The organism is Polynucleobacter sp. CS-Odin-A6 (genome assembly GCF_018882095.1).
Classification (GTDB): Bacteria; Pseudomonadota; Gammaproteobacteria; order Burkholderiales; family Burkholderiaceae; genus Polynucleobacter.
Genome location: NZ_JACVPD010000003.1, coordinates 67,886 through 89,455, shown reverse-complemented (window position 1 = coordinate 89,455; position 21,570 = coordinate 67,886). Strand labels below are relative to the sequence as shown.

21 protein-coding genes and 1 tRNA gene are annotated in these 21,570 nt (G+C 44.6%); 6 read left to right on the top strand and 16 right to left on the bottom strand.

All coding sequences use genetic code 11. The features are described from left to right. Nucleotides 1-5 precede the first annotated feature (5 nt). Nucleotides 6-1,115, bottom strand: coding sequence for a linear amide C-N hydrolase (locus ICN15_RS07970; protein WP_216202180.1), 1,110 nt, complete (start codon nucleotides 1,113-1,115; stop codon nucleotides 6-8). A gap of 453 nt (nucleotides 1,116-1,568) precedes the next feature. Here ICN15_RS07970 and ICN15_RS07965 point away from each other — a divergent pair, with 453 nt between their 5' ends. Next, a complete protein-coding gene (locus ICN15_RS07965; protein ID WP_216202179.1) occupies nucleotides 1,569-1,955 on the top strand; it encodes a hypothetical protein in 387 nt (128 codons plus the stop codon). A gap of 111 nt (nucleotides 1,956-2,066) precedes the next feature. Further along, a complete protein-coding gene (locus ICN15_RS07960) occupies nucleotides 2,067-2,996 on the top strand; it encodes a sensor histidine kinase (RefSeq protein ID WP_216202178.1) in 930 nt (309 codons plus the stop codon). Between the two features lie 78 nt (nucleotides 2,997-3,074). On the opposite strand, the gene ICN15_RS07955 is transcribed toward ICN15_RS07960, so the two are convergent. From ICN15_RS07955 to cysS, 14 genes are all read right to left on the bottom strand, one after another. Further along, nucleotides 3,075-3,857 (bottom strand): ATP-binding cassette domain-containing protein, encoded by a 783-nt coding sequence (locus ICN15_RS07955; RefSeq protein WP_216202177.1) that lies wholly within the window; start codon nucleotides 3,855-3,857, stop codon nucleotides 3,075-3,077. Beyond that, complete coding sequence (locus tag ICN15_RS07950) at nucleotides 3,854-4,900, bottom strand: iron ABC transporter permease (RefSeq protein ID WP_216202176.1); 1,047 nt, start codon at nucleotides 4,898-4,900, stop codon at nucleotides 3,854-3,856. Before ICN15_RS07950 ends, ICN15_RS07955 begins: the two co-directional genes overlap by 4 nt. An 18-nt stretch (nucleotides 4,901-4,918) precedes the next feature. Next, nucleotides 4,919-5,809, bottom strand: a complete 891-nt coding sequence (locus tag ICN15_RS07945; protein WP_216202175.1) for a hemin ABC transporter substrate-binding protein — start codon at nucleotides 5,807-5,809, stop codon at nucleotides 4,919-4,921. Between the two features lies 1 nt (nucleotide 5,810). After that, nucleotides 5,811-6,893 (bottom strand): hemin-degrading factor, encoded by a 1,083-nt coding sequence (locus tag ICN15_RS07940; protein ID WP_216202174.1) that lies wholly within the window; start codon nucleotides 6,891-6,893, stop codon nucleotides 5,811-5,813. Between the two features lie 9 nt (nucleotides 6,894-6,902). Then, nucleotides 6,903-9,197 carry a TonB-dependent hemoglobin/transferrin/lactoferrin family receptor gene (locus ICN15_RS07935; protein ID WP_216202173.1) on the bottom strand — a complete coding sequence of 765 codons (2,295 nt, stop codon included), beginning with the start codon at nucleotides 9,195-9,197 and terminating at the stop codon, nucleotides 6,903-6,905. Between the two features lie 131 nt (nucleotides 9,198-9,328). Next, nucleotides 9,329-9,943, bottom strand: coding sequence for an energy transducer TonB (locus ICN15_RS07930; protein WP_216202172.1), 615 nt, complete (start codon nucleotides 9,941-9,943; stop codon nucleotides 9,329-9,331). Nucleotides 9,944-9,949: 6 nt separating this feature from the next. Next, entirely contained in the window at nucleotides 9,950-10,147 is a 198-nt protein-coding gene (gene hemP / locus ICN15_RS07925) for a hemin uptake protein HemP (protein WP_216202171.1), read from the bottom strand. Between the two features lie 143 nt (nucleotides 10,148-10,290). Next, a complete protein-coding gene (locus tag ICN15_RS07920; protein ID WP_370625432.1) occupies nucleotides 10,291-11,505 on the bottom strand; it encodes a glycerophosphodiester phosphodiesterase family protein in 1,215 nt (404 codons plus the stop codon). A gap of 162 nt (nucleotides 11,506-11,667) precedes the next feature. Then, a tRNA-Ser gene (locus ICN15_RS07915) sits at nucleotides 11,668-11,762 on the bottom strand. Nucleotides 11,763-11,841: 79 nt separating this feature from the next. Continuing rightward, complete coding sequence (locus tag ICN15_RS07910) at nucleotides 11,842-13,092, bottom strand: aspartate kinase (RefSeq protein WP_216202169.1); 1,251 nt, start codon at nucleotides 13,090-13,092, stop codon at nucleotides 11,842-11,844. An 82-nt stretch (nucleotides 13,093-13,174) separates the two neighbouring features. Further along, the gene (gene tilS, locus ICN15_RS07905; protein WP_216202168.1) at nucleotides 13,175-14,461 is read right to left on the bottom strand and encodes a tRNA lysidine(34) synthetase TilS; all 1,287 of its coding nucleotides are present in this window, start codon (nucleotides 14,459-14,461) and stop codon (nucleotides 13,175-13,177) included. A 22-nt stretch (nucleotides 14,462-14,483) separates the two neighbouring features. Continuing rightward, entirely contained in the window at nucleotides 14,484-15,455 is a 972-nt protein-coding gene (locus tag ICN15_RS07900; protein ID WP_216202167.1) for an acetyl-CoA carboxylase carboxyltransferase subunit alpha, read from the bottom strand. A 9-nt stretch (nucleotides 15,456-15,464) separates the two neighbouring features. Next, the gene (locus ICN15_RS07895) at nucleotides 15,465-16,121 is read right to left on the bottom strand and encodes a DNA-3-methyladenine glycosylase (RefSeq protein WP_216862822.1); all 657 of its coding nucleotides are present in this window, start codon (nucleotides 16,119-16,121) and stop codon (nucleotides 15,465-15,467) included. Between the two features lie 60 nt (nucleotides 16,122-16,181). Then, entirely contained in the window at nucleotides 16,182-17,603 is a 1,422-nt protein-coding gene (gene cysS, locus ICN15_RS07890; protein ID WP_216202166.1) for a cysteine--tRNA ligase, read from the bottom strand. A 60-nt stretch (nucleotides 17,604-17,663) separates the two neighbouring features. On the opposite strand from cysS, the gene ICN15_RS07885 reads away from it, so the two are divergent. From ICN15_RS07885 to ICN15_RS07875, 3 genes are read left to right on the top strand one after another with little or no spacing between them, the layout of a single operon-like run. After that, nucleotides 17,664-18,515: a lipopolysaccharide assembly protein LapB gene (locus tag ICN15_RS07885; protein WP_216202165.1), complete on the top strand. Its 852-nt coding sequence runs from the start codon at nucleotides 17,664-17,666 to the stop codon at nucleotides 18,513-18,515. A 45-nt stretch (nucleotides 18,516-18,560) separates the two neighbouring features. Continuing rightward, nucleotides 18,561-19,064, top strand: a complete 504-nt coding sequence (locus tag ICN15_RS07880) for a peptidylprolyl isomerase (protein ID WP_216202164.1) — start codon at nucleotides 18,561-18,563, stop codon at nucleotides 19,062-19,064. Further along, the gene (locus ICN15_RS07875; RefSeq protein ID WP_216202163.1) at nucleotides 19,061-19,849 is read left to right on the top strand and encodes a UDP-2,3-diacylglucosamine diphosphatase; all 789 of its coding nucleotides are present in this window, start codon (nucleotides 19,061-19,063) and stop codon (nucleotides 19,847-19,849) included. Before ICN15_RS07880 ends, ICN15_RS07875 begins: the two co-directional genes overlap by 4 nt. A 48-nt stretch (nucleotides 19,850-19,897) precedes the next feature. On the opposite strand, the gene ICN15_RS07870 is transcribed toward ICN15_RS07875, so the two are convergent. Further along, entirely contained in the window at nucleotides 19,898-20,686 is a 789-nt protein-coding gene (locus ICN15_RS07870) for an inositol monophosphatase family protein (RefSeq protein WP_216202162.1), read from the bottom strand. A gap of 130 nt (nucleotides 20,687-20,816) precedes the next feature. On the opposite strand from ICN15_RS07870, the gene ICN15_RS07865 reads away from it, so the two are divergent. Next, complete coding sequence (locus ICN15_RS07865) at nucleotides 20,817-21,554, top strand: RNA methyltransferase (protein ID WP_216202161.1); 738 nt, start codon at nucleotides 20,817-20,819, stop codon at nucleotides 21,552-21,554. Nucleotides 21,555-21,570: the final 16 nt, after the last annotated feature.

Genomic DNA, 21,570 nt, shown 5'->3' with positions numbered 1-21,570 from the left:
TTGATTTAATTTACTGGAACCAAAATCTTGGGCTGATCCAATTTGGTGAACTTAATTTCTTTCGCATTCATGTCCATTTTCTTTAGATCAAATGCATAGATATTATTGTTTTCATACATTTTGACGTTATAAATCATCTCTTTGTTATTGGCTACAATAGCCCACTCAGTTGTTTCGTACCCTCCTGTGCCACCTCCGTATGGATTGCTAGCTGGCAATGTCACTGAACCTGGGGGAATATCAAAGTTACCTAAAACATGCCATGCAGCATCATTCATTTGACTGGTAGTAAAGGTAGTGGGAACTGAGCTAGATAAGAAAACAGCACGAATAAAACGGCTCGGACTCAGTGAGTCTCCAGGAAGACCGTGCAAGCCACTTCCAGAGCTAGGGGCCGCAAATGTAGCGCCATTAATCACTAAAGGTGGCTTCTCTACTTTAGAGAGATTAGAGTAATTGCCAATATTTTTTAAATGATCTTGAATCGGTGGATCATTCGTCATCACAGTCACTGGATTATCCGTAATCGTTAACTCGCCTTTGACATACTCAACCACAATACTTTTTCCGTTAGCATCATGGAAGGTATAGTGCACTGGTGGAGTCAGATCACCATATACAGCCAGCTTAGCGCCATTGACTTTAATTTTCTGTAATCCGACTTTAATTTCTTCAACAGTAGCAAAATTTGTCAACGCATAAGTCAACACTTGAACTGAATTAATGCTATCGCTAGAATTCACAGCATTTACAGCTTGGAAGCCGGCGCTATTGGGGAAGTTCAGCAGGCCACCAATAAGCCCTTTTTCATTCATACCATCAACATACTCAGACAAACCTAAAGCATTCATGCCAACGGCAGCATATTTGCTACTCCAATTACGGCCTGAACCATATTTTCCATCAACACCAATGCCCTTCAAAGCATAATTTCTGGGGATAGAAGTGAGCTGTGATTTTAAGGCCATGCCAAATTCCATAGTGCGACCATAAACATAGCCGCCATCGCTGCCCTTTAATAAGAAGCTAGTGCAGGCATTACCCACCATTGGCGCAAAAGCCAATGTAGCCCATACTGAGGCAGCAACAATCTTACTAATCATTTTTGGATTCATTACTATTCCTTATTCAATTGAATTTATTGCATTGTAAATAGATAACCTTGAGGGTAATTAGTTTATTAACATACTAATGGGATACGGATTGAGCAATTTCAGAGGCTATCTTAGAAAACACGCGCATTTGAGTGGCTCTTTGCACGGATTATCTACTATCAATATGACTGATTCTCACCTAATCCGCATAAAAATAACCATTCAATAGGCCTTTAAACACTAAAGAGCGTGACTCAAGAGTCTGGATTAGTATTTTTTATGGTGGGAGGGAACCCCTATCCCTGAAGGAAGTCCATATCCCAAGATAAAGGAGGCAAATAAGCTAGTGCAGGAGATAATTGCGAGATGCTCAATCGGTGTATATTTCAATCAAATAAATGTAACTACGCTATTAGACCTAGGGTAAGCAACTTATTAAGATAATCAAAGCTGAGATGGCGTGCAAGTACACAAATGCAACAATTTACTATCCAAACCCTCTTCATTCTTTATAGCGCTATCAGTTTTTCAGCTGGGGCCTTAATTGCTGCTCTGTTTTGGAAAAAGAATGATGGCTCAGCAAGACTTTGGATTTTTGGATGTGTTGCAACTTCAACTGCGACTATAGTCACCGTCTTCAGAGCTGAAATACCACTATTTTTCAGCTACAGCATGATGGTTTCACTAGAAACAATATCTGTTCTACTCTTTGCCGAATCCCTTAAAAGACTATCCGCGCATGAATCTAATTACCGAATTAGTTGGTTTACTCCTGCTCTTCCAGTAATCCTATTTGTCATAGTTGAATTTGAAAGACACCTCAATAACGGGCAAATCACACCCCTCATTACAGCAATATGAACAAGCTTTTTTGGAGTTAGCAATCTGATATGTCTGTACCAAGCAAATCTCACCTCTAAGGAATTTGAAAATAAAGTATTTTTTAAATTTCTGATTGGGGTGTTTGGCTTCATGAGCGCTATGTACTTTATTCGGGCCATCAATGCTCTTACTGGTTATAGTGGTTTCGCATTTGAACCTAAGACATACAACCTGATTATTTGGTATTGCATTGTTTTACTCGGATCGATCCGAAACTTTACTTACATTATCTTAAGACTACATCTTGGCTTTGCAGAGCACAGCCGTCTAAACAATATGAATCTTAAGCTCGGAAATGCTTTGGAAGGGCGAAATGAGATGATCCTTTCACTGCAAAAACTAAATAGATATGCCTCTATCAATGCTTTAGCTTCGACTATTTCTCATGAAATCAATCAACCCCTCGGAGCAACCAAGCTCAATGCTCAATTTTTAGAAATGAAATTAGAGTCTGATCCAACCAATATTTCACTTTTAAAAGAATTAAATAAAAGCGTATTAGTTGACATTAATCGCGCCTCAGAAATAGTGAAAAATTTGTCTAGAATGGCAGAAAATAAAAATAATGCTATTTCAGCAGTAAACCTATCTGGGTCTATTGCTGAGGTAATTGCAATTTCGAAAAGTAAATTACGGGCCGCAGATATTACGCTTGAATTTGAATGCGATCCTATTTATCAAATCAATGTCAATTTAGCGGAGTGGCAGCAAGTATTGATCAACTTATTGAATAATGCTATCGAGGCATTGGATGAGTCAAGACGAAATCATAAAAAGATCATTATTTCTGTTATGAGACTTGGAGATCTAATTAAAGTGTCTATTCAAGATAACGGGCCTGGAATTGCAGCAGGTCAAGAAGCTAAAATTTTTGAATTAATGGTCACTAACAGAATCACAGGGATTGGTATCGGTTTATGGCTTTCAAAAAACATTCTCAATCGATATGGTGGTGATATTAAAGCCCAGAATAATCCAGATGGTGGTGCCTGCTTCCTGATTGAGATGCCTAGAGGGTAATGTAAGGCGTAGGCTCTTACTGCACACAAAAATATTCTCATTACTTCGGCAGTAACATCAACAATCACTTACGCGCAGTCATATTTCTAATGTCCTAGCCCTAGGAAAAACAAAGTTTGTAGCTGATTTCGAGCTCAATATATCCAATTGAATATCGTACAGATGCTCTAAAGCGTAAATGGCTTGAGGCCCTGGCGGTAGATCGCCAATGATTTTTCCCTCTTTCACCAAAACCAATCGGTCAAAATATTGCATGGCCTGATTAATATCATGCAGGATAGCCACGATCGTGTGATTTCTATCGAAAGCATACTGTCTCATGCTTTCCAAAAGCTCGATTTGAAGACCTGGATCTAATGAAGCTAAAGGCTCATCAACCAAAATCAGGCCATCTTTCTCATCCCATAGCTGGGCAAATACCCTTGCTAGTTGTACGCGAGCCTTTTCACCGCCAGACAAGGTATCAAAACTTCTGTTTAAGAGGTGTTCACAGCAACTCAAGCGGGCTGCATCTTGAGTGATTTGATGAAGATGGGGATCGACTGAAATAGAGATTCTGCCCAATTCAATGACTAACTGAGCCAACAATCCAAATGCAACATCGCTAGACTGGGGTAATACAGCCCTTACTCTGCTAAGGTCATATGAAGAGCAAGTATGAATTGCTGAACCCTTGAATAGATAAAGCCCGGAATCTGATTGTAGATCGCGTGATATCAACTTCAGTAATGTCGTTTTTCCTGCGCCACTAGGGCCCAGTATGGCGATCCTCTCGCCTTGAGCTATTGTTAATGAAAATGGACCAAACTCTTTTTCGCCTAGATTGAGGCCCAATTGATCGAGATTACAAAGAGTATTCATGCAATTTGGCGACGCGATGTCCGCAATAGCATGATAAAAAATGGTGCCCCAAGTAGAGCAGTGAAAATTCCAACGGGTAGTTCTGCAGGAATTGCAATCGTCCTAGCAAAGGTATCGGCCAATAACAATAGGATGGCACCCAAGATCATCGATACTGGAATGACTTTTCTTTGATCACCCCCTAACCAAGCACGAGCAAAATTGGGGGCAATTAGGCCAACGAAACCAATCATTCCACACCAAGCGACGGCAAATCCAGTCAACAAAGCCACCCAAACAATAACTTCCATTCTGATGGGACTGATCTCGACGCCAACATGAACTGCTGCTGACTCACCTAGGGCAAAGACATTCATTACCTTAACGAGTTTGCGTAAACGCCACCATGCCAGCATAAAAAGAACGCTAACAGCTTGAACCAACATCCAATTCGATCCGGAGAGAGAGCCCATGGTCCAAAAAGTGAAATTTCTTAATTGCTCATCAGTGGCTAAGTAAGTGCATAAGCCGATGAAAGCAGCGGCAATTGCATTTAGAGCAATACCGGTTAACAGTAGGCCTGCGATTGACCCAGGTGTAATCCAGCGTGCAACCCTATCTAAAGTCAAACAAACTAGAACAGCGCCTACAAATGCAAATATGGGTGTGGTCCACAATCTCCAATGTGAAAGGATTTCTATGTTTACATCTCCGAAAATCACAATGGCTACCGCTACTGCGCATGCAGCACCTGCAGACACACCCAGCAATCCTGGGTCAGCAAGCGGATTGCGAAATAAACTCTGAGTGAGTGCCCCTGAGAGCCCAAGAGTAGCCCCAATGCCAATAGCAAAAATAATTCGTGGGAACCGGAGCTGCCACAAAATATAGCTACTATTGGATTGCGTATTGCCTCCGCCATGAAGAAGCGAGGCCCAATCATCTAAACCAATTTTGACTGCGCCAAATTGCGAAACAATTATTACCAATCCAATCACAAAGGCAAAACCGAGCAATGCAATCAAAGACTTGTAAGCCCTCATGGAGAAAGAGGTCGAAACCATAAGAAAAATCTGCTTAAACTAGGCCATTGTTTGCTGCAAAAGCGTATTCAGCTCAGCAATTGCTAATGGCATGCGCGGGCCAAATCCCAGCATATACATCGTTTCTAAGGAGACGATCCTCTTCTGTCTGCCTGCTATCGTTTTATCTAGCCCAGGAAGACTGACAACGCCAGCAATGCCACCAACCGCTTTAATCCCCTGAGCAGTCATCAAGATCACATCAGGATTAGCAGTAATAACAGCTTCAGGGGTAAGCGGTTTATATCCACTGAATCCCGAAATCGCATTCTTGGCACCAGCATAGGTTATTACTGCATCTGCGCTAGTTTTCTGACCAGCAACCATGAGTTGGCTTGGATTTTGCGATAGGATAAATAAGACGCTAATATTTTTAGTCTTGGAATTAGCCACCAGTTGTTGGGTTTTTTTCCACTCCAGATTCAATTGATAAGCTAAATCTTGAGCTCTTCTAGGCTGATAAATCAAGTCTCCAATTTGATTCACCCTATCAATGACACCTTGAAACTGATAATTGGATGGTAAAACAGCAAGAGGAATACCTGCATTGCTGATTTGCCTTAAAACTGCCGGGGGTCCAGCGTCTTGCGTAGTGATTACTTGAGTTGGACGCAGCGCTAAGATACCTTCCGAAGAAAGGCTTCGGGCATACCCTACATTAGGCAACTGAATAGCAGCCGCAGGATAAATAGAGGTCGTATCTACACCGACCAACTCCTTACTGGCATTGAGCAAATAAATGATTTCAGTTAATGCTCCACCGATACTAATCAAGCGCATAGGCCTAGACAATGAAGTTGGTCTGTCTTGGGCAAATCCATTTTCAGCTAGAGCTAGTAGACCCGCTGCTGTTAAAGAATTGATCAGTATGTTTCGACGCAGAAAGTTCATATTAAGCCCCCACATTTCTGGACTTAGTGACAAGGTCTTGCACTAGGGAACGCCATTTTTCTAGTTCTGGAACACCAGGCTTTCTTTCGCCAAAGAACATGACAATTGCTTCACCCTCCGAATCAAATAACTCCACAGAGGTAACGATTCCATCCAGGGTTGGCTTACGCACTACCCATACTTTAACTATGTTATCTGCACGCAAATGCAGATTAAACCTCGAGTCCATCACATTGATCCATGTACCCATCGAAACTACTTTATTGATTGGGCCGCTATGGATCTGAATCATGCCAGCGTTACCCACAAACACCATAATGGAAGTGCCGGTGCTTACAGCTAATTCCAATAAGTCTTTTATACAAGTCACAGGCAACTCTTGAGCAAATTCTGGCTCAGCTAGACGCAGTCCCTGAGTTCGAGTGAGCTTGAATTTTCTGAGCAAGACAAAGAAATCATGCGTATCTTTCATGGCACGCCATGCTTGATGCCAACGTGAAATATCGATATCCTGATCAGGTAATTCTGCTGCAAGCTTATCTAGCTCCCCTACCTGAATTTCTGGAGACTGATCATGATTCTTGAATTGAATTACAAGTTCTTCATATTTGTTAATAAAACTTTGAGGCTTCAATTGAATCTTATGGATAGCCATCCCAGTGTTGTCAAAGAATTGCAGACTACGATGCATACCCTCCTTGCCCATCTCGCAAACGGCAAAGCCATGAACCCAAGATCGATAGAAAATCCGCAATTCAATTTCACCAATTAAAATTCCGACAGGGCCATCTTTGGAAACATTCTGATAAATGCCTATCTTTTCATGGACACACGCATTATTACGGGTCAGGCCCATGACCTCACCTAAAGACTCAACAGAGCTGATGATTTCAGGCCACTCGGAACGAAGGCGTATTGCTTGTATTGTTCCAATTGCAGATGGCATGGATTCTATGCCTACATGGGCAGCAATTAATTCACCCTCTGAAATCCCAAGATGATGGGCGATATCACGATGACGCATCTGTTCATCCTTGCGCAATCGGGTAAATGATTGTCGAGTGGAGTGTATTTTTTCAATCATGTTTTCTCCTTAAAAATCGTAGCGCACAGAAACTTGTATATTGCGGGGTGCAGCTGTAGCGGATTGTTGGGCAGCAGAAGCGTTATAAGTAGAAGAGCTCATGTTAGTCACAGAACCTTGTACGCCAGACCAATTCCAATAAGTACTATTAAATAGATTATTTAGGTTGGCATTGATGGTCCACTGTTTAGCAGGCCTCCAATAGCCTGTTAAATTCAGCACTGTAAATGCTGGTGGTAAGAACTGGTTTTCAGTTCCTCCACTCGTAGTGTCATAGTTAACGGTACTCGCCGACTTCCCTTGATTCCAAATCAGATTGGCAAATGCACCCCACTGTACTGAGTCATACCTCAGGCCAAATATGGCACGTAAGGGCTGAGTCGTATTGAGTGGAGCAGCAATGCCATTTTGCATTTGTTGACCATGGCTATATGCCATCGCAGCATTCGCTTGCCAAGCTTCAGAAAAATTCCAGTCAGTCCTGACATCCCATCCACGAATGTAGACATGATTTAAATTCTGATACTGATAAATTGCAGGATTGATTGGGTTGTAGGCATTGCCTTTAGTAGTGACCTGAGCAATAAAATCATGGTAATTATTTACATATCCCGAAAACTGATAGCGCCAGTTGCCTACTCGACCACGTGTCCCTGCTTCAACCCCATTCCCGGTCTGAGGCTTCAAAGCTGGATTAGGAATTAAGGTGTAATACTGGCCTGCAGCACCCGCTCCGAATGGGTTATAGCTCGATAAGGCCTGATCAGGAGTGGGCGCACTAAAGCCTGTCCCCCAGTTTGCAAATGGCCTAAATTCTGGCATCCAATTCCATATCGTACCTATTCTTGGTGAGATGGCTGAAGCACTATTGCTGGGATATGCCCCGCTATCTGCCTTAATGGAATAAGCATCGTATCGAACGCCAGGAATGATGCTCAGAGTGTCAAACTCCATTTCACTTTGTAAAAATGCACCTGATAATTCATAAGTAGAAGACGGAATGGGAGTGAGGGATGGATAAAGGGGTTTACGCCCCAGTGGATAGGCTTCACTTCCATATCCAGAGGTATTCATCTGCCCTGTAATGGCAGCAGAGCTCCAATCGAGACCGTACGTTAAACGCTGATTCACTAGGACCGTGGAGTTACTTTCCAGTAAAGCGTTTATTCCTTTAGTGTCTTGAGTATAAGTATTATTTCTGCCCCTCCAATTCGGGACAGTAGGTGTTGGCGCGTTAACCCGTTGCTGATAACCATCTTGAGTCACATTAGCGGCCTGATAGTACGCCATCACGTTAACTTTTTGAAGGTACTCGGCCGATGAATCCTTATGATCGTATTCAGCAGATATGCGATTGCGTGAAGTGCTATCTTGAGTAGTTGATGTCACTACGTTGTTGCTACCCCAGCCACCACTCACTCCTAAATCAGATAAATTACTCACGCTTTGCTGAACGTGTTGAGTCTCATAGGTAATGCCAATCTGACTTCTGGAGTCAATCGTTACAGTGCCTTTTGATAAAAGGTAATAGTTTCCATAATTAGCAGGATTTGGCGCGCTACGGTTGATTCCGTTGGAGTAGTCAGATCCTTTATTTTCGTATTGATGACCTGCTTGAAAATTGCCAAGCACCATACCTTGGGCTCGATCATTTTTTTCAGCGTAAGCCAAGCTTGTATTCGATGAGTTATCTACACTGGAGTAGCCCGATCTCACAAAGCCACCCTGATCTTCCCCTTTTTTGATCAAATCGGCTGGATTGAAGGTTTGAAAGTTCACGACACCAGCTAATCCATCACTTCCATACTGAGTAGAAGATGGACCTCTCACTACCTCGATTTTTCTGAAGCCATCCACATCTAAAAAATTTCCACGGCCGACTTGAAAAGCTGAAAATGAAAATTGATTTGGGATGCGAATGCCATCCACTAACAATAGGACATTATTTCCTTGTAAGCCACGGATATTAATACTCTCTTGACCGCCTCTACCCGTTCCACCCGTGGCAATACTAAATCGTCCAGTTTGTTGCGGTACTGTGACGTCAGGTGAGTCTTTAAAGACATCGCCAATATTTCGCGCTCCTAACTCTTGAATTTCTTCTGCAGTAGTGACTGTGACCAGATTAGGCGCGTTATCTGTTTTTCGTTCTGAGCGCGTAGAAGATACAGTGACCTCCTTGAGATCTCTATTAGCTTGCTTGGCTTCATCCTGATCGATCACATTTTGTGCATTCACTATTGCTGTCGTGAATGACGCTGCCAACAATAGCGCTAATTTGCGTATCTCCAACCCGTTCCTCATATAACCTCTAGCTCAAACACTAGCTAGCGGCGGCGGGCTGTGACATTAATGACTTCCAGTCAAAAGCTGTCTGACTGAATAGTTATAATAATCTAAATGATTCTCATTGTCAATTGTAAAGCGCTAAAAAATTATCCATCGCTCTCAATGGGGATATTGAGATGACTGCTAAGTACAAAATGAATTGGAAGGCGATAACACATTGAAATAGGTTTACCGCTTTCATAAGCGGGTATGAACTCCCAATGACGAACAGTATTCAGGGCAGATCTATCTAGCGCATGAAAGCCAGAGCTCTTAGCCAAGTCTAAGCGATCAATTTTTCCACGTTCACTAACACAAGCATTGAGATAAACCCTTCCCTGCTCGCCATTCTCGCGACTTGTAATAGGATAAGGCGGCTTAGGATTACTCAACGCTGCGGAATCTGCAGATGGCATAGATATCGGCGCTGAAGCGACTTTGTAATCTTGAACTGGGTTTATCTGCCCATATCCTTCGGGGGAATAAGGGTTGATTTTGGTGCCACCCTTGGTAATAGACTTATCGGATGTGGAACGCCTATCCACCGCTTTTGATACGTCAGCGGACTCTAACTCAATAATCTCTCTTACAAGAACTAAATTGGACCTCTTATCAACTGTGTCATGTCCTCCAAAGATCATTAAAAATAAAATGAATGCATGGAAAGTAAGAACTAAGAAACCCATTCCGATATGTAGGGAGTGCATTTTTAACTGGGTCATTAAAGACTACTTAGTCAGAATGAGTTTTCCAAATTGGGTAAGCCGTAAGGTATACATTACCCCACGGTGGTCAATGAGGACTGAGTTTGATGTGCCCAATAGATCGCCGCTGGTATATCTTTTCTCTTGAAGGGTATGCATTGGCGCATCTACATATACATCAGGCTTTTGCTTGATTTGATCCATTAAATCAATAATTTTCATGCTCGACTTCATTCTTTCAATCTTACTGTAAATGATAATCATTATCATAAACTGAAAGAGAAAAATCAAGTATTAAAAATTGTCATTAAAGAATTTCAGGAATGATGAAAAAAACTAGAGATCTTATTAGAGCCTTGCTCCGTTTAATTAAATCCCATGCAATTGGCGTAGTAAGTCACGGTTGCAGGCCAGTCAGAAAAGATTCCTTTGATACCAACTTGCTTAGCTAAAACATCTAAAACCTCATAAATTTGACCATCGGAATGAATGGCAGATTTAATTGACTGGTGATACCACCCTCCGCCCTTATTCATTGGTCCATCACGCTCTAGGGACCAAGTAATAATATGCAATCCGGCATCCGTTGCTGCTCTAGCATAAGCCGAAGGAACGATGTCACCATTGCCATCAGTTGTCAGCAAAACCCAAATAGGAGGGGCGATATATCGAACCCCTTTTAAATAGAGCTCTTGCATGGTTGGCTGTAGCATTTCAGGTTGGGCAGCGTTAAACCCTTTCTGCTCATAGCGGCCATCCAAATAAATGGCCTGCTTTCCAAACTCAGGCTCTTTGTTCACCCAGTACAACACATCATTCAAATTAAATGATTGTGGAAAAACATCCTTAGGGGGAATGCCAGCCTGCTTATACTCATCAATCAGAGCTTGGGCATATTGTTCTTGGGTAAAACCCATGTAAGGCATAGGCACAACTGCCTCTTTTAATTCTGGGGTAAATTTTCCGCCAAATTGTTTAAATAAGGCGATGGATTCCTGATGCGTTAACAGAGTTCCGCCTGTCCCTGAATACAATTCAGTCCTCCAAGACGGTGTACCTGCCATATACGACTGAATATCTTTAGCATTTTTATTGAACCCATCCATCTTTCCGCGTAGGGTTTTAAATTCCTTCAGAGTAATGTCCGTAGTGCGACACTCCGCTACCACAGGCTGTGTGCCATTCGCAGCGCTAAAAGGTTTAGTGCACTTGTCTTGTAAGGGAGTCAACAATATATTGGTAGTTGCCTGTAAATCATTTTGGCTATGACGACAAACCAATTGCTTGTCTTTGGTAAAGGTAATGTCACATTCAAAAATACCAGCTCCCATCAAAGCAGCGGCTTGATTAGACTGAACCGTATGCTCAGGAAATTCTAAGGGGGCACCACGATGCGCTATGGAGAATGAGGTCCGATGGGGAGTGTTGTCGACACAACTTTTTAACTTACTTTTTAAAGGCCCTTCTTTCATAGCCTCAATTAAATAAAATGGTCTTACCCCGTATTGAATATTTTGGGCAAATCCAGGCAGGCAAATCAATAGAAATAGTCCAGCAACTAAAGATTTTTTGCTAGTCACAAGTTTTTTGAAAATCGCCATAAAAAATTTACTAAAGAATAGAAGTTTGACTTATAGCTTAGTTTATAGCTAGCATTCGAATTGCCTAGAGAAATCAAAAGGCCCTTAAAATAGCAAGCGGAAATGAAAAAAGCCCCGAAGGGCTTTATCCATGTAAGGTCCTGGCGGAGACGAGAGGATTCGAACCTCCGATCAGAGTTTTAGCCCCGATGCTCCCTTAGCAGGGGAGTGCCTTCGACCAGCTCGGCCACGTCTCCGTATTAATGCATTTACAACGCCCTGTAGTTTAACGGATTCCGCCAAACCGAGGGATTTACTGCAGTTTTATTACATCAATTACTTCTGATCGAGCTCGAAGGCCTTATGGAGAGCGCGTACAGCCAACTCCATATATTTCTCATCGATCACTACGGAAATCTTGATTTCACTGGTAGAGATCATCAAGATATTGATGCCCTCTTCCGATAAAGTGCGGAACATCTTGCTGGCAACCCCAACATGGGAGCGCATACCTACACCTACCACGGATACCTTAGAAACCTTCGGGTCGCCATTAATTTCTTTGGCTTCAATATGTGATTGAACATTGCTCTTGAGCAAGTCCAATGCTTTTTGATAATCAGCACGCGGCACTGTAAAAGTAAAGTCAGTCTTACCTTCAAAAGATTGATTCTGAATAATCATGTCGACATCAATGTTGGCATCCGCAATCGGACCCAAAATTTGATAAGCGATACCTGGGCGATCAGGAACACCCAAAACGGTAATTTTGGCTTCATCACGCGCAAAGGCGATGCCGGAAATAACTGCGGCTTCCATAGTGCTGTCCTCTTCAAATGTAATCAAGGTGCCCGACTTCATCTCTTGATCAAGGGGCATCAAAGGATCTGTCAGTGATGACAGAACTCGGGTTTTAACTTTATACTTCCCAGCAAACTCTACTGAACGAATCTGCAATACCTTTGATCCAAGACTGGCCATTTCTAGCATTTCTTCAAAGGTAATGTGATCTAGGCGACGCGCATCTTCACAGACGCGAGGATCAGTCGTGTAAACACCATCGACATCGGTGTAGATCAGGCATTCATCTGCTTTCAGGGCTGCAGCCACTGCCACTGCTGATGTATCGGATCCGCCACGACCTAAAGTCGTGATGTTGCCATTGGGATCAACACCCTGAAAACCAGTCACCACCACAGCACGACCAGCATTAAGGTCGGCCAAAATTTTCTGATCATCAATGCTCTTGATGCGGGCTTTCGTAAAGGAGGAGTCCGTATGGACGGTCACTTGCCAACCTGCATAACTAACTGCATCAACACCCTCACGCAGTAATGCTAAAGCCAAGAGGCCAGAACTTACCTGCTCTCCAGTTGAAGCAATTTGATCGAGCTCACGACCATTTGCATCAGGATTAATGTCTTTTGCCAAACCGAGTAAACGATTGGTCTCGCCTGACATGGCCGAAGGCACAATGACGACTTGGTGACCTGCACGCATCCACTTGGCAACGCGTTTAGCCACATTCTGAATGCGCTCCACTGAGCCCATTGAGGTGCCGCCATACTTATGAACGATGAGTGCCATAAAAAGAGTCGTATTGTCTATTTGAAGGGAAAAACATTCCCTAGGGTCTAAAAGGGGCTTATTTTACAGGGTTTTATCAGCACTATGGCTTATCAAGCCACTGGGGCAGGACTCTTTTTCCGGTTGATACCAAATGTGGATAACTTACTCCTACTCCCGCTACTGCGATGAGCTCATCGTTGATATAGAGAAGTGTTGCTTGGCGCTCCCAGGGCGGCGTATCTGACTCCTGAAATAGATTCTTCAGCGTTTTACGAGGGCCGTGGGGTTTAATTTGAATCTTTTCCGCCCCAAGGCGCTGTCTTTGCTCGATCAGTCCCCGTTGCTGAGCCTGACTAACCCAAGCAGCAGGCAGGCCAAGCAATTTACTGCGTGGCGCAATATCCTTGAAAATCCACTCACCCGTTTGAGCATGAGCGACTTGTAAGATGCCACGCCAAAGACGAATGCTCCGCTCGTCGTGATGCCATTCCAAACTGGAATCCTGCTTCACCGCCAACAGATCTTTCCACCACGACTCTAGTCGCTCTTGAGATGGCATTGCCAGTTCATTTAACTTTAACCAATAACGCATGACATTATTGGCAGCCGGTTTATCAGACCTCGCGAGAGCTAAGAGTGGCTTGAGCTTTAGGGCAACTCCGAGAATCATCTCTCTGCCATCTTGCATCGCTAAGCGATCGAGTAGTGCTTGGGAATGGGCCAGCAACTCAGCACTACGCGCTAAATTAGAGATGGCACCTGGCTGAATTTTTTCTAATCTCGGAATAATGTCTTTACGAATCGCGTTGCGTCGATGTCGAAGATCTTGATTGCTAGGATCTTCTACCCATTTGAGTTTATGTTGCTTAGCATAGGCTTCGAGCTCAGCCCTATTTTGATTTAATAGCGGGCGCCACAAAGTAATCGAGAGACCGTCAGCCGTGTTTATCCGCTCTAATGGCATACCAGATAGCCCTGCTACACCAGCACCTCGCAAGAGTTGCAGCAAAATAGTTTCCGCTTGGTCATTCTGATGATGGGCCAGCAAGAGATCATTGATGCCGTGCTCAATACAGAGGTCAGTCAAAGCATCATAGCGTTCCGCCCGTGCTCGCGCCTCGATATTACCTTGTGTCTTATCCATGAAATGGAGAAGACGGAAATCAAAATGAGCGCCATATTTTTTAGCTAGCTTTTCACAAAACTCGAGCCATGCATCAGCGGGTTTCTGTAAACCATGATGAATATGAAATACCCACACTTCAGTAGGTTTTTTAGAAGTTTGATTCGCTTGAAATACCTTGCAAACCGTATCGAGTAACACAACCGAATCTAGACCCCCACTTAAGGCAAGCGCGATTCGTTTGGCTGTTGTTGGCGTTGCCATTGAATCCGCCAAAGGAAATATCTTAGGACTTGGTTTCGATTTCTTTGAACTTGCCATAGCTCATCAAACGTTCATGGCGACGCTCTAGTAGCGCATCCACTTTCATACCATCGAAGGTCTTGAGTGACTCAGTTAAGGCCTTGCGCATGCTCGTCATCATGACATCATAGTCACGGTGGGCCCCACCAGTAGGTTCAGCCACAATCTTATCAATTAAGCCCAAGGTCTTTAATCGTTGCGCAGTTAAGCCAAGTTGCTCAGCAGCTTCAGGCGCCTTATCAGCTGTCTTCCAAAGAATAGAAGCGCAACCTTCAGGAGAGATCACGGAGTAGGTTGAGTTTTGCAACATCAAGACCACATCACCCATGGCAATGGCCAATGCACCTCCAGAACCACCCTCACCAATAATGGTGGCGATGATCGGCACCTCTAATTCCGCCTGAACATATAAGTTGCGACCAATCGCTTCCGATTGGTTACGCTCTTCCGCATCAATTCCGGGAAATGCACCTGGAGTATCCACAAACGTAAATACGGGTAATTTAAATTTCTCGGCCAAACGCATTAAGCGCATTGCCTTACGATAGCCTTCTGGGCGACTCATGCCAAAGTTTCTTAAAGCACGCTCTTTGGTATCACGACCTTTTTGATGGCCAATCACCATGCAAGGTTGATTATCAAAACGCGCTAAGCCTGCAATGATGGATTGGTCATCCGCAAAATTGCGATCGCCATGCAGCTCATGAAAATCGGTAAACAATGCATTCACATAATCTAAAGTATAAGGACGCTGAGGATGGCGTGCCACTTGCGACACCTGCCAAGGACTGAGGTTGGCGTAAATATCTTTAGTGAGTTGCTGACTTTTTTCAGTCAGCGTTTTGATCTCATCGGAGATGTCTACCGATGATTCATCTTGCACAAATTGCAGCTCTTCAATCTTGGACTCAAGCTCAGCAATTGATTGCTCAAAATCTAGGAAAGTCGTTTTCATAGCTCGATTTTAATGTTCAATGGCGATAGGGTCGATACTTCTCCACATATACCAAGTGGCTACTGTCTGCCAAGGGGTCCAATTAGCAGCAACTTCTCGGGCCTCATGCCTGCTGACTGGCTCCCCACTGAAATAATTGAGGGAAATAGCCTTAATAAGCCCTGCATCATCTAAGGGGAGGATATTCGGTCTCACCATATTAAAAATCAGGAACATTTCCGCTGTCCAGCGGCCAATTCCCCGAATTGCGCTCAATTCCTTAATGATGGCCTCATCTTCCATACCTTGCCACTGATTGGCATGTAGACGGCCAGAATCAAAGTGTTCGGCTAAATCACGAATGTATTCCACTTTCCGGCCAGAAAGACCCGCTGCGCGTAACTCTTCTACCGTTAAAGCAAGAATATTTTTAGGGTTGACTTTGGCCTTTGAGGCTAAGAGGACTTTATTCCAAACAGACTGGGCTGCTGCCACCGAGATCTGCTGACCCACGATCGATCTAGCCAGCGTCGTGAAAGCATCGCCCCGCGTGATTAAAAAACCAGGCCCATGTTTGGGAATAATTTTCTTCAAGATACGGTCATGCTTCATGAGCTCAGTGCAAGCTTGATCCCAATATTCTGGAGCTACCTCTTCATGAATCGATTGCTTTACCGCTTTACTCAAAATATATTCTCTATCACTTAATCTGCTGAATCACTGCGCCTCTAAACTGCACTCATCGATTTAGCTTTTACGCCATTCCGTGATGCCGCCTGCTTTATCTTCCAATACTACGCCCTGCTCAAGCAAACTCTTACGAATTAAGTCAGCTGCCGCAAAATCTTTTGCTTGTTTAGCAGATAAACGAGCGGCAATTTGCTCTTCAATATATTCAGCAGATAAACCTGCTTCGCTACCACGAGAACCCGCTTGTAAAAAGTGGATTGGGTCACGCTGTAAAAAATGTAAGTTTGCTGAAAGTGCCTTTAAGGTGTGGGCTAATTGGGTCTTCTCTTCCCCCTGCACACGATTAATCTCACTCGCTAGATCAAATAGCGTAGCGATAGCCTCGGGGGTATTAAAGTCGTCATTCATTGCATCCGCAAAGCGCTGGACCCAAGCCGCATGAAGGTCTGCAGGCGGATTGCTTAAAGAAACTTGTGATAGCGCGGTATACAGCCGAACTAAACCAGCGCGCGCCTCCTCAAGCTGAGCATCGCTATAGTTAATGGGGCTGCGATAGTGAGCGCGTAACATGAAAAATCGCAATACTTCAGGATCAAATTGTTTGAGAACATCTCGAATTAAGAAAAAGTTGCCGAGTGACTTGGACATCTTCTCTTCATTTACCCGAATATGGCCGTTGTGCATCCAATAATTTACAAAGGGCGCATCACTAGACTTGTGCTCTTGACCATATAAAGCACCTTCACTTTGCGCAATCTCATTTTCATGATGCGGGAACTGCAAATCCGCTCCGCCTCCGTGAATATCAAAATGCTCACCCAATAAATCGCAGGACATTGCAGAACATTCAATATGCCACCCCGGACGACCTTCACCCCAAGGGGAATGCCAGCGGGTATCTTCTGGCTCTTCTGCTTTAGCGCTTTTCCACAACACAAAGTCCAAGGGGTCCCGCTTGCCGCCACTAACCGCAACACGCTCACCAGCATTTAAGTCATCTAATGACTTTCCGGAAAGACGGCCGTAGCCCGGAAATAAGCGCACTGCAAAATTGACGTCGCCATTCTCCCCTTCATAGGCCAGTTCTTTTTCAATCAAACGGCCAATGATTCCCTGCATTTGCATAATGTAATCTGTGGCGCGAGGCTCATGATCGGGGTGCATTAGCCCCAACTCTTCGGAGTCGGCATGCATGGCGTCAATAAAACGTTGGGTCAAAGCAGCAATAGGCTCGCCATTTTCAATAGCCCGATTGATGATCTTGTCATCAATATCGGTAATATTGCGGACATAAATGACCTCATAGCCACTGGCTCGTAACCAGCGCACCACCATATCAAACACAATCAGGACTCGGGCGTGCCCGATATGGCAAAAGTCATACACCGTCATCCCGCAGACATACAGCTTCACCTTGCCGGGCTCGATAGGCTTAAATACCTGTTTAGAACGACTGAGGGTGTTATAGATTTGCAGCATAGGGACTATAAAAGGGGGCAAGTAACGCCAATTTGTTAGACTGAGCGCTGAGTATATCGAATGAGCCAGTTTTTCACCCCACCCTCTATGCCAGTTAACCTTTTTGCCCTCCGCCCTGCCCTCTTTAGTGGGATCAGTTCTATTTTTGCCCTGTTCTGCCTGGCTGGATGCAGCACTCCAGGTCAGCAACTCGCGAATGCTGAAATCAAGGCTCTCAATGCCACTCCTGGAGGAAACACACCCACTGTTCAATCCCCTTATCTAGGATCCTACGGCCCCAATGACCCACCCAGACTGACAGATAACGGTGCGGGATATGATCAATTTAATGCTGAGTTATCAGACTCTGTAGCGGTTCCTTTTTTATCGTTTTTAATTATTGAACCAGATCCAGTCACCAAAAACGGCGTTCCATCTGACATCGAAAAGCTGGTGAAAGCGAAGAAATATCCCGAGGCAATTGACCTAATTAATAAGCAATTAAAGAAAACGCCCGGGAATGTGCAGTTACGTTATGTCAAAGCACGGATGCAGATTGAAATGCGTCAGTGGGCGGAGGCCAAAAAGACTTTAGTTGAGATCACCCAGCAATTTCCGGAGCTTCCTGAGCCCTATAACAACTTAGCGGCGCTGGCAGCAAATCAGGAGAACTGGATTGAAGCAAGAGACTATTTAGAACTTGCCTTGAAATTGCGTCCCAGCTATACCGTTGCCTCAGCGAATTTAGGTGAAGTTTATATTCGCCTTGGCGTCCAAGCCTACGATAATGCAGCCAAAGATGCAGCCCTCAATCAACGCCAATATACCAATCGCGCAAAAGCATTAATGGAAATACTCAAGCCCACCAAAAAGATCGTTGCGCCAACAATGCAAACAATACCTGCTTCTCCAGAGCCATCTGGCCCGAAATAATTTTTCATCGTTTTATCTACTAACTCATCAGAAAGTGCATTCATCATGGCTAAAGTTCTACTGAAAACCAATCAGGGTGATATCACCCTCACTCTCGATGCTGTCAAAGCGCCTAAGACAGTGAGCAATTTTTTACAGTATGTCAAATCTGGTCACTACGATGGCACGATCTTTCATCGCGTAATTGATAATTTCATGGTTCAAGGTGGTGGCATGACTGCTGGGATGAAAGAAAAATCTTCTGGCGCTCAAATTGAAAATGAAGCAAATAATGGTTTGAAAAATGATCGCGGCACGGTGGCTATGGCCCGCACGAGCGACCCGCATTCGGCTACGGCACAATTTTTTATTAATGTGAATGACAACGATTTCTTGAACCACACAGCACCCAATGCCCAAGGCTGGGGCTATGCAGTATTCGGGAAAGTAACTGATGGCCAGGATGTCGTCGATATCATTCGTAAAGTGAAAACGGGTAGCTCTGGGTTTCATCAAGACGTTCCTGCTGAAGATGTTGTGATTGAAAAGGCAACCGTCCTCGAGGAATGATTCCGCAATACGCGAGCGCCTTGCTCATTTCGGATTTGCATCTCACGCCGTCAATGCCTTTGACGGCACAACGATTCTTCGACTTTTGCGAAAAAGAGGCCCCCAAGGTAGAGGCCGTATTTATCTTGGGCGACCTTTTTGAGTATTGGGTAGGCGATGATGCCGCACTGCACTCCCCCTTTCAGCTAGAAGTCAAGCGCGCCCTAGCAATCCTTTCTACCAAAGTAAAAACCTATTACTTGCATGGCAATCGGGACTTTCTGATCGGTGCACGCTTCTTAAGCAAGACCGGCATGACGCTCATGAGCGATCCCAGCAAGATAGCAATCGCTGGTCAGGAATATGTTCTATGCCATGGCGACTCCCTCTGCACTGCTGATATAGGTTACCAAGTCTTTCGATCTTGGGTTCGTAAACCTTGGATTCAAAAATTATTCTTAAGGCTTCCTCTGCATTGGCGTCGCTCTGTTGCCAATCGCCTGCGTAGTAATAGTGGCATCCAATACCAGCGCGCAGTTCAATACAAAGTCGAGGGGTTGCAGGCGAAGATGGATGTCACCTTAGTAGCGTGTGCTGCGGTATTGAGAAATCAGAATGGCAATCGATTGATTCATGGGCATACCCATCTACCCGCCCATCATCAAGAGCATTTTCAAACTCAAGAATGGCAACGCTGGGTTTTATCAGACTGGGATTTGGATCATCCTGAAGGGGTCAAACCCCGAGCGAGTGCATTACTCATTGATCGAGATGGCGTTCAGTACACCGATTTGGTCAAAGCCTAATACAGGTCATTCAACTCATAAATTACGTTCAACGTAATTTTATATGCGTTAGCAGTTGGAGTATTTATTTAAGCACTGCACCATCTGAGCAAAGATGCGGGGATTAGCGCACATCACTTCACCACTCTGCAAGAAGCCTTCTTCGCCACGGTAATTGCCAATGAGGCCGCCAGACTCGGTAATCAATAAAGCACCAGCAGCCATATCCCATGGCTTGAGATCGCTCTCAAAGAATCCATCGTAACGACCAGCAGCAACATAAGCTAAGTCTAGAGAAGCAGCTCCGGGACGACGAAGACCTGCACATTGGCGCGACATATCACCAAAGACTTTTAAATACTTTTCTAAATCTTGATCTTCACGATAAGGAAAGCCCGTGCCCAGAAGGCAATTTGCCAGACGATCTTGAGTGGCAACCCGCAAGCGCCGACGATCTAAATACGCACCTGCGCCGCGAGTGGCAGTAAAAAGCTCATCACGCGTTGGGTCATAGACAACAGCTTGCTGAGTCACTCCATTGACAGATAGGGCAATCGACACAGCATATTGTGGAAAGCCATGGATAAAGTTGGTAGTGCCATCTAAAGGATCGATGATCCAGATATTTTCTGCATCGATATTTTGAGCGCCGGTTTCTTCAGCCAAAAAGCCGTGAGATGGGTAGGCCTCGCTGAGTGTTTCAATAATGGCTGCTTCAGCCTGTCTGTCCACCTCAGTTACAAAATCGTTGTGTTGCTTACGATCTACCTGCAGGCGCTCGAGATTGAGAGAGGCCCTATTAATTACGGTTCCGGCACGACGGGCAGCCTTGACGGCCACATTTAACATGGGATGCATAGTTTTGATGGACAAATTAAATAAGAACAAGCTCAGCAAATTGCAAACTGCATGACAATAAGGAGCTAACTAGATGATTCTAAACGATTGCCCCTGTGAACCCCCAAGCTCTTAGAGATTTCCTACCGTAATGAACACCGCTCAAGCTCAATTATTGCGCTGGGTTTTGGTCGAAACCAGCCATCCTGGAAATGTAGGCTCCGCAGCGCGCGCCCTGAAAACAATGGGTTTTCAAGATTTGCAACTCATTAATCCAAAGATCACTGGGGTTGCGAAGATGCCTGAGGCAATTGCTCTGGCGAGTGGTGCAGCCGATATTTTGGAATCTAGCCAAGAATCCCCCAACCTTGAATCGGCCGTTCAAGACTGCGCCCTGGTTTTAGGTCTCACTAGTCGTGATCGAGAATTCGGGCCACCAGCACTAGATTGGCAAGCCGCTCGCCCCCTGATTAAGACTGCGATTGCAGGCAAGCAACGGGTAGCGCTCCTATTTGGTCCAGAGCGCACGGGTCTAGATAACCACCACCTCTCACTCTGTACTCATCGGGTGTGGCTAGATGCCAATCCGCTCTATCCCTCCCTTAACCTCGCACAAGCCGTCATGGTGTGCGCCTTTACCCTCAGGGAGACTTTGGGGGGGGTTGCAGAGTTGATGGCAGCTGAACCAATTGACTATGCAGATCCTACAGCCGTGGCCGCAATGCTAGAGCACTGGCGTGCAGGACTTGAGGCAATTGATTATCTCGACCCAGACAACCCTAAGAAGCTGATGCCTCGCTTACAGGCGCTATTTGCAAGGACTCGCCTGCACAAGGAAGAGATCGATCTCCTGCGCGGAATTGCCAAGCAGATGCTCTTGAGGAAATAAAATCAGCCTTTACCCG